Genomic DNA, 18,654 nt, shown 5'->3' with positions numbered 1-18,654 from the left:
ATATGCCAATTAAGTTTTCTGATTGGCATATTGGCATATTTTATAATTGGCACATTATTTTTTGTTATATATTTGCAACCCATGAAGTATTATCTATACATATTACTTTTTCTGATAGGAACGGCGGCTTCCGCGCATGCGCAAGGACGTTCCGGGAGCCGGGGAGGACGAGGTGGATTCTCGTTATCTAATTTATCATCCTCAAACAAGGAAATACCGGATAGCTTGCTGCAAACAGATAGCGCGGCGCTGAAATCAAAACGAATCATCGGTTATCGGCTCACGCCTCTTTTGGGAGAACGTTATATCGCTCCTATGGATACCAATCGATTAAATTTCGGGAATAGTACGTTGGTGGAAGCGAACTCATTGGCCGTAGGTTATCTGGCGAATGTGGGATCGCCGGCGCAAACCCGTATTTTTAACGAACGTAAGGAGGAACGTGATTTCATCTTCGCCGATGCCTATGATTATTATATCACAACCCCAACAAACGCTTATTTCTACGATACCAAAGTACCCTATACCCAAGTGACTTATACGACAGGAGGAGCCAGCCAGAATAAGATGGACCGACTGAAAGGGGTATTGACCATGAACTTTGGCAAAAAGATCAATGTCGGTGGCGAGATGGATTATATCTATAGCCGCGGATATTATAACTCCAACGGTAATAAATTATTAAGTTATCGTTTTTTCGGAAGTTATATCACCGACCGTTACGAGTTAAACGCTTATTTAAGTAATTTCAATTTCGTAAACTACGAGAACGGTGGACTTACAAATGACCAGTATATCACGAATCCCGATGACTTGGCCGAGAATCAAAGAAATATCGATAGTAAATCATACCCTGTCCGTTACACGGACACATGGAACCGTGTCCGTGGAAAACAATATTTCCTGACACAGAGATACAATCTCGGTTTTACTAAGGAATTGGAAGAAACCGATGAGGAAGGGAACGTAAAAGAGGTATTCATTCCGGTTTCCAGTATCATCCATACCATCGATTACGAAGATAACCGCAGACGCTTTATCTCTAATGATGCCGGGATCGATACCTGCTACACTCATCTTTATGGTATGGACGCATCTTTGAATGACCAGACTTCCTCTTGGAATTTAAAGAATACCTTTGCGTTGGCCTTGCGGGAAGGTTTCCAAGATTGGGCTAAGTTCGGGCTGACCGCCTTCGTTACTTTCGAGAAACGCCGGTTTAGATTGGCATCCCAAGTTCCCGGACTGGACTACGGTCCGGATGGTCATGGAAGCTCTGAGCCAAGCACATTAAATTTCCCTACTTCCGAAGTATATGATGAGTTTACTACCTACATCGGCGGCGAATTATCCAAACGCCGTGGTAGCCTTCTTACCTACAATGTCCGTGGAGAATTAGGACTTGCGGGAAGTGACGCCGGAGAGGTCCGAGTGAGCGGAGACCTGCAAACAAAATTCAAACTTTTTAAGAAAGACGCTACGATCAAGGCGGAAGGATACATCAAGAACATCACCCCGGCGTTCTACCAACGTCACCATCATGGGCGTTACTATTGGTGGGATCTATCATTGAAAAATGTGCAAAGGATTTACGCCGGAGCGAAAATCAACTTGGAATCCACCCGTACCCAGTTATCCGGAGGAGTGGAAAGTATCCAGAATTATGTATTCTTCAACGGCAAAGGTTTGCCGGAGCAAAGCAGTAAGAACATCCAAGTTGTCTCAGCCCGTATCAAGCAAGATATCATGTATCGTGCGTTCGGATGGGAGAATGAGGTGGCCTATCAGCTTTCTAGCGAGAAGTCTCAACTTCCGTTGCCGGATATCAGCGCATACTCGAATATATATCTAGCGTTTAAGTTGGCGAAAGTATTAACCGTACAGATTGGCGCGAACGTATACTACAACACCGCTTATTACGCTCCTTATTACGAGCCGGCTACCCAGCAGTTCCAAGTACAGGAAGAAGACAAGAAAGTGAAGGTCGGTAATTATCCGTTGATCAACGCTTATGCGAATTTCCATTTGAAGCAAGCTCGCTTCTTCATCATGGCATACAATCTAGGCTCTAAGTTCGTTGACCCGAATTACTTCTCTCTTGCGCATTATCCGTTGGACCCGATGGTCTTGAAAATGGGTATCTCCGTGACTTTCAATAATTAATCGATTGCCATGAGATCTAAGAAGTTGCTTATCCTATACGCTTTTCTACTGATTGTCGCTGTAGTGACAATGGTACAGCTTTGGAGACTTAACCAACGTCCCCAAGAGATCGGACCTCGTGATTATCCGGAAATCAAGGAAGAAGGAATTCTTCGGATGATAACCGAGTACAATCAATCCGGATATTTCGTATCCGGCGATACGGTGCAAGGTTTTCAATACGAGCTTAGCCAAGCGATCGCTAAATTATCCGGATTGGAGGTTCAGACGCATTTGGAAATGAGTTTAGCGAAAAGCTTCGAGGAATTATCGGACAACAAATGCGACGTAATCGCAAGAAACATACCCATCACCTCCGAGATGCGGGAAAACTACCTGTTCACCGAACCGATCGTTCTCAACAAGCAAGTCTTGGTACAACGTACGGCAGAGGCGAACAACGGACAAGCCCCTATCCGTAACCAATTGGATTTAGCCCAAAAGACTTTATACATACCGAAAGATTCCCCGGCCTTATTGCGTCTGCAAAATCTGGGACACGAGATAGGCGATACGATCTACGTGGTGGAAGATGAGTTATATTCTACCGAGCAGCTTATGATCATGGTAGCCAAAGGCGATATCGATTATGCCGTATGCGACCAACAAATCGCCCGCATGACCCAGAAAAAACTGCCGGAAGTCGATATCCTAACGGATGTCAGTTTTACCCAATTGCAATCGTGGGCGGTCCGTAAAGACTCTCCTGTCCTACTGGATAGCCTAAATAGTTGGCTCCAGCAAATCAAAGACAGTGGATTATACGACCAGATTTATAAGCGCTATTACAAATAGGGCTATTCATGAGACGGCAAAATAAAGGAGAACTCCGAACCCACCCCTAATTCAGACGTAACATGTATCGAACCTCCCATCTTCACAACCAATCCTTTGCAGATAGCCAGTCCTAATCCGATTCCTTCCATATAGTCGTTTATTTTCACGAAACGGTCGAAGACATCTTTCAATTTTTCCTTATCGATGCCGATTCCCGTATCCCTTACGTAAAAACGTAATTGATCATCCGGTTGAATGGCATATCCCATCGTGATGCTACCTTCTTTCGTGTTCTTGATAGCGTTGTTCACCAAATTATTAATCAACTGCAACAGACGCATGCTATCCGTACCGAACATATGGTGGTCAGCCTCTTTCTCCAAAACCAACTTGACTCCTCCCGGAACCCGTAACTTGGCGGAAGCATAAATCGTATCCATCAATTCACTGACATCTAATTGCTCATATGTGATCTTTATCGCATCCGCCTCGATCTTCGAGATATCCAAGATGTCATTGATCAATTGCATCAACAATTGGTTATTCATCTTGATCACATCGTAGTACGACATACGTTCCTCATCCGTATCAGCAAAAGCCATCAATTCAGAGAAACCGGTAATCGCATTCAAAGGAGTCCGGATCTCATGGCTCATATCCGCCAGATATTTCGATTTCATCTTATCAGCGGCCTCAGCCTTCACCTTCGCCTCCTCAAGGCTTAATTCTTGATTCTTCCGTTCCTGAATATTCGTTGAACATCCAAGGATAACCGAAGGTCTTCCTTTATCGTCCCGTTCATACACGGTAGCGAATACCTCTCTCCAAACATATTCCTTCTTGCCGGGAAATAGCATACGTGCCTCGATCCTTGCCTCAGAGATTTCCCCTCGGCAAAGACGGGTAAACATATTATGATAATGTTCTTGATCATCCGGATGCGCCCGGCTGATAAACTGCCCCCATGACACCTCTATCATATCTTCCGACATGGTATTCCAATCGTTCAAGGTCACAACGGAATCCTTGAAATTATGGGTACTGTCCGGATCGATGAAGATCGAGCATGTACGTATATCACTTATCCGCAATGCCATTTTCGTCAAGATCCGGGTTCTTCTCAAAGTATTCTCCGTAGCCAACTCGGAAGTTATATCTCTCCATAAAGCCAAGACAAGCGGCTTGCCATTATTTAGGGAAATAGGATATTTAGCGACCTCTATATCCCGGTAATCGCCGGAGGCCGATTTTACCTTGCCCTTAAATCTAGCGGTCAGTCCTGTCTTGATCACATTCATATCGGTTTCCAGACGCTCCTCGGCGGTCATCAAGGCATTATAATTCACCTCGAAATCATCATGTCCCTCGATCTCCCGGGTTTCAATACCCGTTATTTCCTCCATAAAATGATTCCAATACAGGTAATTAAAATGGTTATCCCCATCTTTCACGAAAACACCCAACGGTAACCGATCTAATATCGTATTGATCAGTTCTTGTAGATTTTTTTCTGTTTTCAGAGAAGATACATTGCGTGTATAAACGATCACAAGCTCCTCATTAAAAAGGCTTGCTTGCGATAGATAATAATAGTTCTTTCCCTCAAAAGAGACCTCAAAAGAGAAATCCACTTTCACTTGCTCCTCGAAAACACGTTTAACCGCAGCTCTATAGATCTCATATTGATCGTAGTTCTTCCCGTCCGGGAACAACGCTTGAGGTTGCTTTCCGATACAGTTATTCGCTAAATAATGATAATAATCGTCTTTTGCAGAAATAACCTTGACAAGAGTAAGATTTCGATCTACTAATACGATCGTATCGGGACTCTTCTCCATGATCATCTCTAATCCAGACTGAACGTTACTTCCGCTTTCTAGACTATTCATATTAATTCTTTCGTTTTTGGGGTATAACTCGGGGATAAAGGTATTTATTTTTCTATTTATCACCAAAGAGAAACCTACCTATTGCATAATATTTCTAAATAATCTTTATCTTTACCGGGAATTTGAATGTAAAAAGATGAGATTTGATGAATTAGATTTGGAAGATGCCGTATTAGACGGGCTTTATGACATGAATTTTGACGAAACGACTCCAGTCCAAGAGTTAACGATTCCTGTCATTTTAGAAGGTAAAGACATCATCGCTTGCGCACAGACCGGAACCGGTAAAACGGCGGCGTATGTTTTGCCAGTTATTAATGAACTAAGCAAAGGTTGTCATCCGACAGATGCGGTGAATGCGGTCATTATGGCACCGACCCGGGAATTGGCTCAACAAATAGACCAACAAATTCAAGGATTCACTTATTTTATACCTTCCGTATCTGCAGTAGCCGTGTATGGAGGTACCGACGGAATCGCTTGGGAACAACAAAAGAGAGGTTTAGAGATGGGTGCGGATATCGTGATCGCTACCCCGGGACGTTTATTGTCCCATATTAAGTTAGGTACTGTCGATTTGTCTAAAGTGTCGTTCTTCGTCTTAGACGAGGCGGATCGCATGCTGGATATGGGTTTTTATGACGACATCATGCAGGTTCATAAACAGCTGCCCCCCTACTGCCAGACGATCATGTTCTCGGCTACCATGCCGCCTAAGATACGAACGTTGGCTAAAACCATCCTAAAAGATCCGGAAGAAGTCAAGATCGCTATCTCACGCCCGCCCGAATCTATCATGCAAACCGCATATATCTGCTACGATCCACAAAAGCTCAAGATTCTACAAGATCTCTTCACTCAAAGCCGCCCTCAACGAGTAATTATCTTCTCCTCTTCTAAAATGAAGGTGAAAGAATTAGCGTCTACCTTAAAAAGATTAAAGTTCAATGTAGCCGCCATGCACTCGGATCTAGAGCAATCCCAAAGGGAGGAGGTCATGAAAGAATTCAAGAGCGGACATATCGATATCCTTGTGGCTACGGATGTCGTAGCACGTGGAATTGATATCAATGACATCAAGTTGGTCGTGAACTTCGATATCCCGCATGATCCGGAGGATTACGTACACCGAATCGGACGTACGGCACGGGGCACGAACGGCGAAGGATTGGCGATTACTTTCGTATCGATCGACGAACAAGCACAATTCAAGCGCATAGAGGATTTCTTGGAAAAAGAGGTTTATAAGATACCGGTCAGCCCGGAATTCGGTGAAGTGCCCTTGTATGAGCCGGAAAAATACGGTATGAATAAAAGAGGCAGAGGACGGTCTCGTAAAAGTGAGGATAAAGGATCATCCTCGAGCCCACAAAAACGAAATATGGGACATCGTGGAAGGCCTAAAAAGGCGCAATAAAAGCACTATACTTTTTATTTGAAAAACACTATACTTTTGGAGCTAAAACAATATTGCTTTGAACTCAAAAGTATAGTGTTTTTTTATGGGATATTATCAACCGTTCATGGATGCCAAGAATTCCATATTATCAACGGTTTGTTCCATCCGTTGCTTAACAAATTCCATAGCCTCCATAGAGTTCATGTCTGATAGATATTTGCGTAAGACCCACATACGGTTCAACGTGCTCTCATCCTGCAATAAATCATCACGGCGAGTGCTGGAAGCCGTGATATCCACAGCCGGATAGATACGTTTATTGGATAATTTACGATCCAATTGTAACTCCATATTACCCGTACCCTTGAATTCCTCGAAGATCACGTCGTCCATCTTAGAGCCAGTCTCCGTAAGGGCGGTGGCTAGAATCGTAAGGCTACCGCCATTCTCAATATTACGGGCGGCACCGAAGAAACGCTTCGGCTTCTGCAACGCATTTGCGTCCACACCACCGGAAAGCACCTTACCGGAAGCCGGTTGTACCGTATTATAAGCACGAGCCAAACGAGTGATCGAGTCCAGAAGAATCACGACATCATGACCACATTCTACCATTCGTTTCGCCTTGTTCAATACGATCTCAGCGATTTTCACGTGACGTTCAGCCGGTTCGTCGAATGTAGAAGCGATCACTTCCGCATCTACGCTACGAGCCATATCCGTAACCTCCTCCGGACGTTCGTCGATCAATAATATAATCATATAAACCTCGGGATGGTTGTAAGCGATAGCGTTCGCAATATCTTTCAACAACATCGTCTTACCGGTTTTCGGTTGAGCGACGATCAAACCACGTTGCCCTTTTCCGATCGGGGAGAATAAATCAACCACACGTACGGCGATATTATCGTATACTTTCGGTGATTTACGTGCCGTAAGCATGAATTTCTCATCCGGGAATAACGGGGTCAAATGATCGAAAGGAACCCGGTCGCGAACCTCTTCCGGCGTACGGCCATTGATCTTGTCCACTTTCACCAACGGGAAATACTTCTCACCTTCCTTCGGCGGACGAATCGAGCCTTCTACCACGTCACCCGTTTTCAAGCCAAATAACTTGATCTGGGATTGAGAGACATAAATATCGTCCGGTGAAGTCAAATAGTTATAATCTGAAGAACGAAGGAAACCGTAACCATCTTGCATCATCTCCAACACGCCGGTTCCTGTAAGGATGCCGTCAAACTCATACATTTTCTCTTGAGCCTGCTGGTTGTTATTAGCGTTATTGTTATTACGGTTGTTATTATGATTATTCTGTCGATTGTTCTGTCGAGGATTATTCTGCTGGGGAGCGGCCTCGGGTTGAGGTTTGTTAGCCTCGGGTTTCGGAGCGGAGAACGGGAAAATCTGATCCAATACGGATTTAGCGTCCGGATGGCGAAATACGATGCGCTTAGGCTCTTCTTCCGTCGCTTGTGGTGAAGTGGTTTCTTCCGCTACCTCTACCGGAGTCGTATTTTCCGGCAAAGCGGCTTCTTCTTCCGTTTCAAGTTCCGCCACAACAGGAGGCAACAACGGTTTCTCCACCGGGCTCTCTACTACCGCCGGAGTTTCCACGGCCGAGATTTCCGTTACCATAGAGATCGTTTGCGGCTCTTTCGAAACCACCACTTCCTTGTTATCCTCGGAAGGAGCGATAGCGCCCGCTACCTTTTCCTTTTTCTCGATACGGACTCTTTTCTTACGTTCAGGCTGCTCTTTTTGCTCTTTCTTGTCAGCCGGAGCAGCCACTGGCTTTTCCGAAGCCTGTTGGGCACTCTCTGCAGCTTCGGCAGTCTCAGCCTTCGCCACTTTAGGAGAAGCGGCTTTAGCCGGACGGCCTCTCTTACGGCCCTCTACAGGCTTCTTAGCCTCTTTCTCTTTCATCTTTTCAGCCTGAATGCCGGCATAGGAGATCGCTTGCTCATCAAGAATCCGATAAACCAACTCTTCTTTCTTTAAGCTGCTAACTTTTTTTATTCCCAACTCTTCCGCGATACTTTGAAGTTCGGGAAGAAGTTTTTCATTTAGTTCTAGAATGTTATATTTCTGCATATTGCGAAGTAATAATATAAATGGCACATACACACGGATCACATATGCAAACACGACGTACGCCCAATGGTATCATTGTATCTTTATTAAATTATAATTTTCATGTAATAACCGGATTGTTCAGCTAATTTGAACCATTAGTAACATATCTGCGGAGTAAATCTTCGCAAATGTAAGAATATTTTTACAATAAACGAGGATTTAGCCCAAAAAATTCACAATTAGCACACGCTTTGTTGATTCGTCTATACGAAAACGATTATCAGTCCTTTCTCCTACCACCCAAACGATAGCGTCGCCACTACAAAGAAGCCATGTGCGCTCCTTCTCAATCCGGCTAAATTTATGATCGGAGAAATAGTCACTCAACTTCTTACGTCCTTTCATTCCGAAGGGAATAAACCAATCGCCTTCTTTCCAAGTCCGCAATGTTAAAGGGAAATCGAGTTTATCATAATCCAAATAAGCGATCCGCTTATTCTTCTCGATAGGGAAATCTATAGTTATAACAAGTTTTTGGAAAGATAGTTCAATAGGTTCATGATTAATGCCCTTTTCTGGATCTAAAACGAAGGTTCGCTTTTCCTTCTTCTCTAAAGAAGTGATCCATAAATAATCCCGATCCTTCAGCAAACGATGGGTGGAAGAGTAAAACAGCTTACCAGGCTCCTTGGTCAAGGCAGCGAAAATATCGTCCGAGACCAGACGGGTAAAACCATATTCTTTTAATAACTCATACAAAATCGTCTCCGGAGCCGGAAACCGCATCAACGCCCCGATAGAAAGACGATCATCCGATACGACAACCTCTTTCCGGGCTTGTTCCAATACATATATATATATAGTCTCTGCGGCAGAAAGATGCTCGGCGGAACGTGCGATGGTATTCCGGGCCGATGGATTTATCTCCTCCAAAAGCGGCAACACATTCAAGCGGATGAAATTACGGGTATAAGCATCCGATAAATTCGTGCTATCCACCATATAGGCGTAGCCTTGATCCGCCAGCCAAGCCAAGATATCCTCACGGCTTACGCACAGCAAAGGACGGACGATGAAACCATTCCTCGGACGGATCCCGCTCATCCCCCGGATTCCCGTGCCCCGTATCAAATTCATCAAGACCGTCTCCACATTATCGTCCCGGTGATGGGCGACGGCGGTCGCCTGCCCTCCCAGCCGCTCCCGCATCTCCTCAAACCAAGCATAGCGCAATTCACGGGCAGCCATCTCTATCGAGAGATGCCTCTCTCCGGCATAAGAGATCGTATCGAAATCTATCTTATGAAAGGGTACTTCCAAAGATTCCGCGAACTCACAGGCAAATGCCTCATCCCGATCCGACTCCTCCCCACGCAAATGAAAGTTACAATGAAGCGCTATACACGGATATCCCAAACGCACCAATACGCCCAACAAAGCCACAGAATCGGCACCACCGCTCAATCCGACCAAAACCGGACGATCCTCGGATAACAGCCGGTACTTCTCTATATATAAACGTATCGTATGTATCATAACATCTTTGTATTAAAAACAATAATGGCCCTAGCCGGTTTTAGCTAGAGCCATTACTTATAGATCTTTTGAATTAATCTTCTACACCTGCTAATTCCGGGTCGATCATAATACGACCACAGTATTCGCAAACAATAATTTTCTTACGCAACTTGATATCCAATTGCTTCTGAGGCGGGATCTTGTTAAAGCAACCACCGCAAGCGCCACGTTGCACATAAACAACAGCCAAACCGTTACGAGCACCTTTACGGATACGCTTGAAAGCGGTCAACAAACGAGGTTCGATAGTGGCTTCCAGCTTCTTCGCTTTCTCACGAAGTTTCTCCTCATCCTGCTTTGTCTCGGAAATGATCTGCTCCAACTCGCTCTTTTTCTGAACCAAGTCAGCCTTACGGCCTTCCAGCTTCTCAGTCAGTTCAGCGATATCTTTTTTCTTAGCGTCTACCGCCTCTCCGAACTCACGGATTTTCTTCTCTGAGAACTCAATTTCCAAACCTTGGAACTCGATCTCCTTGGACAGGTTATCAAACTCCCGGTTATTACGCACATTATCTAATTGTGCCTTATAGCGATCTATCAATGTGGTAGATTCCGTGATCTTATGCTTTTGCTCAACAACAGAAGCCTCAAACTCCTTGATCTCCGCCTGATAGTTCTGGAGACGTGTTTCCAGTCCTGCGATCTCGTCCTCCAAGTCTTGAACCTCCAGAGGAAGCTCACCACGAAGGGTCTTGATCTTATCAATTTCAGTCATCATCGTCTGAAGTTGATACAGCGTAGAAAGCTTTTCTTCAACCGTATATTCCTTTTCAGCTGATTGTTTATCTGTAGCCATTCTATAAATATTTTACTGGGTTTGAATTAACATTCGAAAAATGTACCGCAAAGGTAGGGAATTTTTTCGATATTATGTTATAAAATATGTCTTTTGTACAGATTTCCGATTCATAATGACCGATAACCGCCAGTAGAATCCGGTCCTCCACATCGTAAAAATCGTTGTACTTCGCCTCCCCCGTTATAAAGACATCGGCACCATACGCGATAGCGTCCTTGATCAAGAAAGCGCCGCTGCCTCCGCAGATAGCGACCTCTCGGATAGGCTTACCAGTAAATGGGGAATGCTTCACGCAACCGACGTTAAACAGGGCCTTGATCCGCAACAAGAAACTCAACTCATCTTCCTCGGCAGGCAACTCTCCCACTACACCGGAACCTGCCTGTTCCCATGTGTTTGATAACGAATAAAAATCAAAAGCCGGCTCCTCATACGGATGAACGGATAACAGGGCACGGGTCACCGCCGTCTTCTTGAATGCCGGAAGGATCATCTCGATACGCACCTCTTTCTCTACATGCAACTCGCCGATCTCACCACAAAACGGATTGCATCCCGCATTGGCACGGAATGTTCCCTCGCCATGTAAATTATAACTGCAAGCATCATAGTTCCCGATACTTCCCGCACCGGCATTGAACAAGGTATTCCGCATGATCTCGGCATAAGCCTCGGGGACAAACGTCACCAACTTCAGCAAAGCGCCTTTTTGGGGGCTCAAGATCCGTACATTTTGCAAGCCGATCAACTCTGCCAAACGGTAATTCACGCCTCCTACGGCATTATCAAGATTGGTATGGGCGGCATAAACCACCAAATCATACTTACACGCCTTCATCATGCAACGCTCGATATAATTGGAGCCAGTCAACGACTTAAACGACTTAAAGGCCAAAGGATGATGAGAGATGATCAGGTTGTATCCCATCTCGATCGCTTCATCAAGCACCTCCTCGGTAACATCTAGGCATAGCAACACACCCGTCGCATACTGGTTCACGTCGCCAACTTGCACACCCGCATTGTCAAAACCTTCTTGAAGCGGCAGCGGGGCGTAATGCTCGATTTCTCTCAATATATCTTTAACCTTTACCATGCTAAATATCTTTTGATTTATGTTCGGGAGAAAAAGTAATTCCTTTCGGAAGAAAAGAAAATTCCATTCAGATGGAATAAGATTCCCATTCGAATGGAATTTCAGATTGGATTATTTCTTGATATCAACGATCAAATTCAGTTCGTCCAACTGGGCCGGATCCAAGACACCCGGAGCATCGAGCATAACATCTCGTCCAGAATTGTTCTTCGGGAAAGCGATACAGTCGCGGATAGAATCCAAACCGGCGAACAAAGACACGAAACGATCCAAGCCATAAGCCAAACCTCCATGAGGAGGCGCTCCGTACTTGAACGCATTCATCAAGAAACCGAATTGCTCTTGCGCTCTTTCTTCGGTGAATCCTAACAGCTTGAACATCTTATCCTGTAATTGGCTGTCGTGGATACGGATAGAACCACCACCCACTTCAACGCCATTGATAACCATATCATACGCATTCGCACGAACAGCGCCCGGATCCGTGTCCAACAACGGTATATCATCCGGATTCGGAGAGGTAAACGGATGGTGCATAGCGTAGAAACGTTGATCGTCCTCGTTCCATTCGAACAGCGGGAAGTCGATTACCCACAAGCAAACGAACTTATCCTTGTCACGAAGGCCTAATTGATTACCCATCTCTAAACGCAACTCGCAAAGTTGCTTACGAGTCTTCATCGCATCGTCGCCGGAAAGGATCAAAATCAAATCACCCGGCTTAGCGCCGAACGCATTCTTCATTTCTTGAAGAACCTCTTGGCTATAGAATTTATCTACGCTTGATTTCACGTTACCATCCGCTTCCACACGGGCGTAAACCAAACCTTTAGCACCTACCTGCGGACGTTTCACGAATTCAGTCAGCGCATCCAGTTGTTTACGGGTATAGCTTGCAGCACCTTCCGCACAGATACCCCCTATGTAAGCAGCGTTATCGAATACGGAGAAACCATGGCCTTTCATGATGTCCATCAACTCGACGAACTTCATGCCGAAACGCAAATCCGGTTTATCGCTACCATATTGTTTCATAGCATCTTGCCAAGTCATACGCATAAACGACTCCTTGAACTCGACACCACGGATTACCTTAAACAAATGTTTCGCCATGCCCTCGAACATATTCAAGACATCCTCTTGCTCCACGAAGCTCATCTCACAGTCGATCTGCGTGAACTCCGGCTGGCGATCCGCACGCAAATCCTCGTCACGGAAACATTTTACGATCTGGAAATAACGGTCGAAACCGGAAACCATCAACAATTGCTTCAAGGTCTGTGGAGACTGAGGCAAAGCGTAGAACTGTCCCGGGTTCATACGGGAAGGAACCACGAAGTCACGGGCACCCTCCGGGGTAGAATTTACAAGAACCGGAGTCTCTACCTCCAAGAAACCTTGCTCATCCAAATAGCGGCGAACCTCGAACGCCATTCTATGACGAAGTTCCAGATTCTTACGAACGCAAGCACGACGCAAGTCCAGATAACGATATTTCATACGCAAGTCATCACCACCATCTGTCTCCTCCTCGATCGTGAACGGAGGGGTAAGCGCAGTGTTCAGGACATTTAATTCAGAAACGATCAACTCAATATCACCTGTCGGGATATGCGCATTCTTGCTGGAACGCTCACGAACCGTACCCGTAACCTGAATCACGAATTCACGGCCCAGTTTATTCGCCTTTTCGCAAAGAGCTGCATCAACCTCCTGATTAAATACCAACTGAGTAATACCATAACGGTCGCGGATATCGACAAATGTCATTCCTCCCATTTTGCGGGTTTTCTGCACCCAACCGGCCAGTGTAACCACCAGACCTTCATCCGCAAGGCGCAAGTCGCCACAAGTTCTTGTTCTATACATCTTTATTATTTAATTTGCTAGATTTACCAATCTTTATACCTCGGTTTATTACAAACCGCAACCACAAAGATAATACTATAAATCTTAATAATTATTCTTTTAAGCAAATTAAAATACGTTTTACCCTCTGCTACCCAAGCTGTCCGTATCGGGATTAATCTCTTTCACAGCCTCCTTTACATCCTTGGCCGTTATTTTCTTCTCATTTTTAACAGCGATTTGCTCTACAGGATACTTTTCCTCCATCTCCTCCAATTTAGAGTCTACGGATGTTTTTGAATCATTTGTTCTCATATTCTCTATTTTATTAACGTAATAATGGCTATTAAACAAGCAAGTACTGCCAATGGTTTATAGCGATAGCGACATTGTCCGTGAACATGGAAGGAGTTATGGGAATGCGAGACATTATAGCACATCATTATTTCGATATAGACGCTGTTATAGTGTTTGATGTGATGAAAAATAATCTGCCAGCCATAAAAATGACTATTGATAAAATGTTATTTGATATTTGAGACACCTTCCGTGAGCGATACTGTGGATGAGGACAAAAAGCTATTTACCCCCGGATGAGCCTCTTATAGAGCAACGAACGCAAGCCATTAGGGAGAAGACGGGTCACTAAGCGAATACAGACATTCTTTAGCAAGGAGAAAAAGCCGATAAAACCCATCTTGTAAAACAGCGTCTGCAACCTCACTTCCGTTACGGCATACCGCCATCCTCCCCGCCGCCGAAACATATCCGGCGAGAAGCGGAAAAAGAGCAGGCTCTCTTGTATATTATAGAACCGGGCACCATTCATCAGCATCCGTACCCACAGATAATAATCCTCGAACAAAGGAAAATGCTTATATCCTCCAGCCTTTAGCACGGCCGACTTCCGAAACATCACCACCGGATGGTTCACCGGACACCTTCCCTTGGCAAACCTCAAGATATTTTCATGCTGCTCCGGCACTTTCCGCATGGAAAGTACATTTGATACCTCCCCTTCAAACTCATCGATCCAAGCCCCCACTACATCAATTTCCGGATGTTCCAAAAATATCGCCAATTGCTTCTCAAAACGATCCGGCTTAGCGATATCATCCGTGTCCATACGAGCCACAAGGTCATACGAACAATGCTTCAGCCCCTCGTTAAGAGCCTTGCCGAGACCTCGGTTGGTGGGCAAAGAAATCACTTTTAACTCAGGATGCTGGCTTGTGAATTCTTTTATGACCGCATACAGCTCATCCGTCAAAGGACCATCTTCCACCAAGACAACTTCTATAGGCAATAGCGTTTGCGTGAAGATACTGGTCAGACTTTGACGTAAAAATAGTGGGCTCTCTTTATGATATAAAGAAAGTAATACGGAAAATAACATAGACTTTCAGGAAAAGTATTATATAAGAAAAATTTCTATATGTACATATAAGATGTATCCGGAACACTTGAAGATTGACTCTTTACAGAGTCTGTACGTAAAGAACCGTCTCAAATCTATCTTTCTCATTCTCATGATCCTAATCTGCCTCATAAAAAAAACAACTCTCTGATTTACAGAATTAAAAAACATAAACATTCTTCATAACCACATTACACCAGCTCATCTCTTCGTTGCAAATTTCATACCCACTCTACTTAAGACATTTTTTAGCGCTCTCCGTTGCTTAGGTGATATTTTCCACTGAAGCCAATTAGTCATATCAATCTTTATCTGTTGAGAGAGAGGAACAATGCCTCTACCAGAATCTATATACAAGCTCAATCTACTCAAATTTTCAACAGCATGCCTAATCCATTTACCTTTATATACTCCATGTATATATGGCAAGATATATTCTGAAACTGCCACCACATCTTTATAATCCTCTGATGGAGCAACAGCGGCTTGTTCATTTATTGAGTTTTCAATATCCCATGCACTAAGAGAGCCATCGCCTAACAGCTCAACAAAAAGATCCTTTCGAAATATTCCAAATTGAAGATTGATAGCATAGGGGATTTGCTTATTGACACTACGCAATAAAGGAAAAGATTTAATTTTAGATCCTTTAGGAGTAGGGCCTAAATTACAATACCTTATCTCGTGGCTATCCATATAGTCAAGTAACCGCTCTATTAATGAATTGTCAACATTGTCACTCAAGATAATGTCATCACACATCAACATTACATACTTCGATTTTATAACTGGCAAAGCCGCTATAGTACGCTCAACCCAAGTATCATTTTGCTTATTATTGCATATACAAGTAATACCTTCATACGATTTGGTATTGGTGGTTAGAATAAACTCATAGGGACAATCACTCCAATATCTCCGATACCCTTTTAAAAATACGGCAAGCACATCAGAATACGAATCAGGAGAACTAACATAAATAGAAAGTCGCTTATCCATCAGCTATTGTACTTTTTCTATATATTCCTTCAAACTCATCAAGTTTTTATCCTTGTCAGAAATGATCAATTTCTCAATACCGCCAATCTTATCGAAAGGCCACTCTATAGCCATATCCGGATCATTATACATTATGCCGGCATCACCTTCACCATAAAACACCTCACCACATTTATAGCTAACGACAGAATCCTCCAGCACCAAATAGCCGTGGCCAAAATACTGAGGTATGTATAGAGCCTTCTGATTCTCTCCGGTCAGATCAAAACCTTGCCATTTACCAAATGTTGGCGAATCAGGGCGAAGATCTATGATTACGTCATACACATGGCCACTTATACAACGAACAAGCTTGGCTTGCTGTTTAACAAGCTGGAAGTGCATCGCACGAATTACACCCTTTTTACTAATGGTATAGAACACCTCTTTAAGTTCATGATCTATACCATTTTGCTTAAATGCATCAATATTGTAATCCTTTATAAAGCCACCACGTTCGTCTGTGGCATAGAAGGGAGTTATCTCATATGCCCCCTTCATATCAAGTCCCTTGAATTCAAATTTCTGTATCATGACTAATTCCGCTATAACATCAAAGAGTTTTTAAGCCAATTAATAGTTTTATTAATGCCTTTATCAAAGTCTATAGACGCATATTCTCCAATAGTACTAACCAAGTTACTATTGTCAAACATATCCATTGTATACTTTACACCATCATCTTCACGGACTCCTATCCCTACCTTATCTGCGCAACCAACTAGTTCTCCTATACGAATAAGATAATCTTTCAAGACTTTAGGATTGCCAGAGCCTATATAATAGAATGGCTTATTAGTTTCCTTAAAGCCTAGACGATATACAGCTTCTATAAGATCATCCACATAAATAAAATCATATGGTTGTAAAGCAGGACCAAATGCTGCTTCTTTACCAGCCATCAACTCACCTAACGTATAACTAACCAAATTGCCCGTTTTATTACCTACACCGTATATATTTGAGAACTGCATCCACACAAACTGTTGAGCGATATTCTTGCAATAATCTTCCAAAATTATTCTGCAAGCATGCTTAGCCACACCATACATCATTCCACCAGTCGTTTTTTTCAGATGCGACAAACTAAATGCTACATTCTCCGCTACAGTACCCGCACAAAGAAATTTTTTCACATTTAGCCTCTTGCAAATATTAGCGCAATCTACTGCCATCTGAATATTTGATAATTGAACCGTAGGATCTGCTTTATCAGCCCCATTTACACCTTTCCACGCAAAATGATAGAAAGAGTCATATTCAATTACTGGCAGTCTTTCGACTAGAGATGTATTCACCCCTGATTCTATCCTCGTAATAAGATTTGAATCAGGCAAACGATTGCCATGAAAGGTAATATCAACAGCAACAACCCTAGTACCTTTTTCTATCAATTTCTTTATAAGTGAACTACCTATAAAACCATTGCCCCCTGTGACGATTACGTTCTTCATATTATCGTTATACGTTTAAAAATTCATTTATCTGTTTATCCATACAAACACGAACATCCCCACCTGCTAGCCAAACCTTACTCCATTCAACAATCTTTTCCATTGCCTCATCCAGATTCCATCGAGGGCTCCATCCAAAAGTCTTTTTCAATTTAGAGCAATCAAGCTTCAAGAAATTAGCCTCGTGAGGACCACCGTCATACTTGTTCACCCACCTCATACCTTCGCCCCACTTGTTCACAAATAGCTCAACAAGAGCGCCTGTTTGAAAACAATCCACATCATCGGGACCTACATTATAATAATCCGCAAAACCGATATCCTCATATTGCTTCATCGCTATCAGCAGGTAAGCATACAAAGGTTCTAGAACATGTTGATAAGGACGGGTAGAGTATGGATTACGCACAACAATATCCTCATGTTTTACAGCCGCACGGATACAATCAGGTACTATTCTATCATTGGCGAAATCTCCACCACCTATCACATTACCCGCTCTAGCAGTAGAAATAGGAATAATAGGCAGACCATCAATATTTGTGAAGAAAGAACGCTTGTAGCTATGAGTCACCAGCTCCGAACAGGATTTGGAATTTGAATAAGGATCATACCCATCCAATTCCTCATTCTCCCTATAGCCCCAACTCCACTCCCTATTCAAATACACTTTATCCGTAGTGACATTCAAGAAAGACTTCACACAACAATTATTGCGAACACACTCAAGAATATTCACGGTACCCATCACGTTTGTCTCGTAGGTATAGGCAGGATCTTTATAAGAATCTCTAACAATGGGCTGAGCGGCAAGATGCAGTACAATTTCTGGTTGAGACTCATCAAAAGCCTTCTTTAGAGAGGTATAATCTCGTATATCGCCAATCACGGAATGTATGTCATCTTCAATATTGGCAATTCGAAATAGCGATGGTTCTGTTGGGGCTTTCAGTGAATATCCTGTAACGATCGCTCCGGCATTAGCGAGCATCCTACACATCCAAGAGCCCTTAAAGCCGGTATGGCCTGTAAGGAAAATCCTCTTGCCTTTATAAAAATCCAATATATTTCCCATTCG

The 18,654-nt window shown here is 43.5% G+C and carries 16 protein-coding genes; 4 read left to right on the top strand and 12 right to left on the bottom strand.

Annotated features, from left to right (window positions below):
• Nucleotides 1-81: 81 nt before the first annotated feature.
• Both NBH07_RS01135 and NBH07_RS01130 read left to right on the top strand, forming a co-directional pair.
• Nucleotides 82-2,163: a putative porin gene (locus NBH07_RS01135; protein ID WP_036628696.1), complete on the top strand. Its 2,082-nt coding sequence runs from the start codon at nucleotides 82-84 to the stop codon at nucleotides 2,161-2,163.
• A 9-nt stretch (nucleotides 2,164-2,172) separates the two neighbouring features.
• Nucleotides 2,173-2,997, top strand: a complete 825-nt coding sequence (locus NBH07_RS01130) for a transporter substrate-binding domain-containing protein (RefSeq protein WP_005856312.1) — start codon at nucleotides 2,173-2,175, stop codon at nucleotides 2,995-2,997.
• Nucleotides 2,998-2,999: 2 nt separating this feature from the next.
• Here the strand turns inward: NBH07_RS01130 and NBH07_RS01125 are convergent, their stop codons facing one another.
• Nucleotides 3,000-4,868, bottom strand: a complete 1,869-nt coding sequence (locus tag NBH07_RS01125; RefSeq protein WP_005856310.1) for a PAS domain-containing sensor histidine kinase — start codon at nucleotides 4,866-4,868, stop codon at nucleotides 3,000-3,002.
• Between the two features lie 136 nt (nucleotides 4,869-5,004).
• Between NBH07_RS01125 and NBH07_RS01120 the strand changes: the two genes are divergently transcribed.
• A complete protein-coding gene (locus tag NBH07_RS01120) occupies nucleotides 5,005-6,285 on the top strand; it encodes a DEAD/DEAH box helicase (RefSeq protein WP_156682504.1) in 1,281 nt (426 codons plus the stop codon).
• A 96-nt stretch (nucleotides 6,286-6,381) separates the two neighbouring features.
• On the opposite strand, the gene rho is transcribed toward NBH07_RS01120, so the two are convergent.
• The 6 genes from rho to NBH07_RS01090 form a co-directional block, all read right to left on the bottom strand.
• Entirely contained in the window at nucleotides 6,382-8,364 is a 1,983-nt protein-coding gene (rho, locus tag NBH07_RS01115; RefSeq protein ID WP_005856306.1) for a transcription termination factor Rho, read from the bottom strand.
• Between the two features lie 201 nt (nucleotides 8,365-8,565).
• Nucleotides 8,566-9,882, bottom strand: a complete 1,317-nt coding sequence (gene tilS / locus NBH07_RS01110) for a tRNA lysidine(34) synthetase TilS (RefSeq protein WP_005856304.1) — start codon at nucleotides 9,880-9,882, stop codon at nucleotides 8,566-8,568.
• A 73-nt stretch (nucleotides 9,883-9,955) separates the two neighbouring features.
• The gene (locus NBH07_RS01105; RefSeq protein ID WP_005856302.1) at nucleotides 9,956-10,720 is read right to left on the bottom strand and encodes a zinc ribbon domain-containing protein; all 765 of its coding nucleotides are present in this window, start codon (nucleotides 10,718-10,720) and stop codon (nucleotides 9,956-9,958) included.
• A gap of 1 nt (nucleotide 10,721) precedes the next feature.
• Nucleotides 10,722-11,819, bottom strand: a complete 1,098-nt coding sequence (locus NBH07_RS01100; RefSeq protein WP_009017869.1) for a Nif3-like dinuclear metal center hexameric protein — start codon at nucleotides 11,817-11,819, stop codon at nucleotides 10,722-10,724.
• Between the two features lie 111 nt (nucleotides 11,820-11,930).
• Entirely contained in the window at nucleotides 11,931-13,688 is a 1,758-nt protein-coding gene (gene aspS, locus NBH07_RS01095; RefSeq protein WP_005856298.1) for an aspartate--tRNA ligase, read from the bottom strand.
• A gap of 120 nt (nucleotides 13,689-13,808) precedes the next feature.
• On the bottom strand, nucleotides 13,809-13,982 hold the full coding sequence (locus tag NBH07_RS01090; protein ID WP_005856296.1) for a hypothetical protein: 174 nt from the start codon (nucleotides 13,980-13,982) through the stop codon (nucleotides 13,809-13,811).
• 86 nt (nucleotides 13,983-14,068) lie between these two features.
• On the opposite strand from NBH07_RS01090, the gene NBH07_RS01085 reads away from it, so the two are divergent.
• Nucleotides 14,069-14,206: a HepT-like ribonuclease domain-containing protein gene (locus NBH07_RS01085; protein ID WP_095231483.1), complete on the top strand. Its 138-nt coding sequence runs from the start codon at nucleotides 14,069-14,071 to the stop codon at nucleotides 14,204-14,206.
• A 44-nt stretch (nucleotides 14,207-14,250) separates the two neighbouring features.
• Here NBH07_RS01085 and NBH07_RS01080 read toward each other — a convergent pair whose 3' ends face one another.
• From NBH07_RS01080 to rfbG, 5 genes are all read right to left on the bottom strand, one after another.
• Nucleotides 14,251-15,063 (bottom strand): glycosyltransferase family 2 protein, encoded by an 813-nt coding sequence (locus tag NBH07_RS01080; RefSeq protein WP_005868212.1) that lies wholly within the window; start codon nucleotides 15,061-15,063, stop codon nucleotides 14,251-14,253.
• A gap of 222 nt (nucleotides 15,064-15,285) precedes the next feature.
• Nucleotides 15,286-16,083: a hypothetical protein gene (locus NBH07_RS01075; RefSeq protein ID WP_005856290.1), complete on the bottom strand. Its 798-nt coding sequence runs from the start codon at nucleotides 16,081-16,083 to the stop codon at nucleotides 15,286-15,288.
• 3 nt (nucleotides 16,084-16,086) lie between these two features.
• Entirely contained in the window at nucleotides 16,087-16,656 is a 570-nt protein-coding gene (gene rfbC, locus NBH07_RS01070) for a dTDP-4-dehydrorhamnose 3,5-epimerase (RefSeq protein WP_005856288.1), read from the bottom strand.
• 11 nt (nucleotides 16,657-16,667) lie between these two features.
• Entirely contained in the window at nucleotides 16,668-17,576 is a 909-nt protein-coding gene (locus NBH07_RS01065; protein ID WP_005856286.1) for an NAD-dependent epimerase/dehydratase family protein, read from the bottom strand.
• Between the two features lie 7 nt (nucleotides 17,577-17,583).
• Complete coding sequence (rfbG, locus tag NBH07_RS01060) at nucleotides 17,584-18,651, bottom strand: CDP-glucose 4,6-dehydratase (protein ID WP_005856283.1); 1,068 nt, start codon at nucleotides 18,649-18,651, stop codon at nucleotides 17,584-17,586.
• Nucleotides 18,652-18,654: the final 3 nt, after the last annotated feature.

The organism is Parabacteroides sp. B2-S-102 (genome assembly GCF_023656665.1).
In the GTDB taxonomy this organism is placed as follows: Bacteria; Bacteroidota; Bacteroidia; order Bacteroidales; family Tannerellaceae; genus Parabacteroides; species Parabacteroides distasonis.
The sequence above is the reverse complement of the archived record's forward strand: the minus strand, read 5'-3'. Positions and strand labels throughout refer to the sequence as shown.

Coding starts and splice junctions, on each gene's coding strand:
- NBH07_RS01125 (WP_005856310.1), bottom strand. CDS start 4,868: ATGAATAGTCTAGAAAGCGGAAGTAACGTTCAGTCTGGATTAGAGATG.
- NBH07_RS01090 (WP_005856296.1), bottom strand. CDS start 13,982: ATGAGAACAAATGATTCAAAAACATCCGTAGACTCTAAATTGGAGGAG.
- NBH07_RS01130 (WP_005856312.1), top strand. CDS start 2,173: ATGAGATCTAAGAAGTTGCTTATCCTATACGCTTTTCTACTGATTGTC.
- aspS (WP_005856298.1), bottom strand. CDS start 13,688: ATGTATAGAACAAGAACTTGTGGCGACTTGCGCCTTGCGGATGAAGGT.
- NBH07_RS01085 (WP_095231483.1), top strand. CDS start 14,069: ATGGAAGGAGTTATGGGAATGCGAGACATTATAGCACATCATTATTTC.
- NBH07_RS01080 (WP_005868212.1), bottom strand. CDS start 15,063: ATGTTATTTTCCGTATTACTTTCTTTATATCATAAAGAGAGCCCACTA.
- NBH07_RS01120 (WP_156682504.1), top strand. CDS start 5,005: ATGAGATTTGATGAATTAGATTTGGAAGATGCCGTATTAGACGGGCTT.
- NBH07_RS01100 (WP_009017869.1), bottom strand. CDS start 11,819: ATGGTAAAGGTTAAAGATATATTGAGAGAAATCGAGCATTACGCCCCG.
- rho (WP_005856306.1), bottom strand. CDS start 8,364: ATGCAGAAATATAACATTCTAGAACTAAATGAAAAACTTCTTCCCGAA.
- NBH07_RS01135 (WP_036628696.1), top strand. CDS start 82: ATGAAGTATTATCTATACATATTACTTTTTCTGATAGGAACGGCGGCT.
- tilS (WP_005856304.1), bottom strand. CDS start 9,882: ATGATACATACGATACGTTTATATATAGAGAAGTACCGGCTGTTATCC.
- NBH07_RS01105 (WP_005856302.1), bottom strand. CDS start 10,720: ATGGCTACAGATAAACAATCAGCTGAAAAGGAATATACGGTTGAAGAA.
- NBH07_RS01065 (WP_005856286.1), bottom strand. CDS start 17,576: ATGAAGAACGTAATCGTCACAGGGGGCAATGGTTTTATAGGTAGTTCA.
- rfbG (WP_005856283.1), bottom strand. CDS start 18,651: ATGGGAAATATATTGGATTTTTATAAAGGCAAGAGGATTTTCCTTACA.
- rfbC (WP_005856288.1), bottom strand. CDS start 16,656: ATGATACAGAAATTTGAATTCAAGGGACTTGATATGAAGGGGGCATAT.
- NBH07_RS01075 (WP_005856290.1), bottom strand. CDS start 16,083: ATGGATAAGCGACTTTCTATTTATGTTAGTTCTCCTGATTCGTATTCT.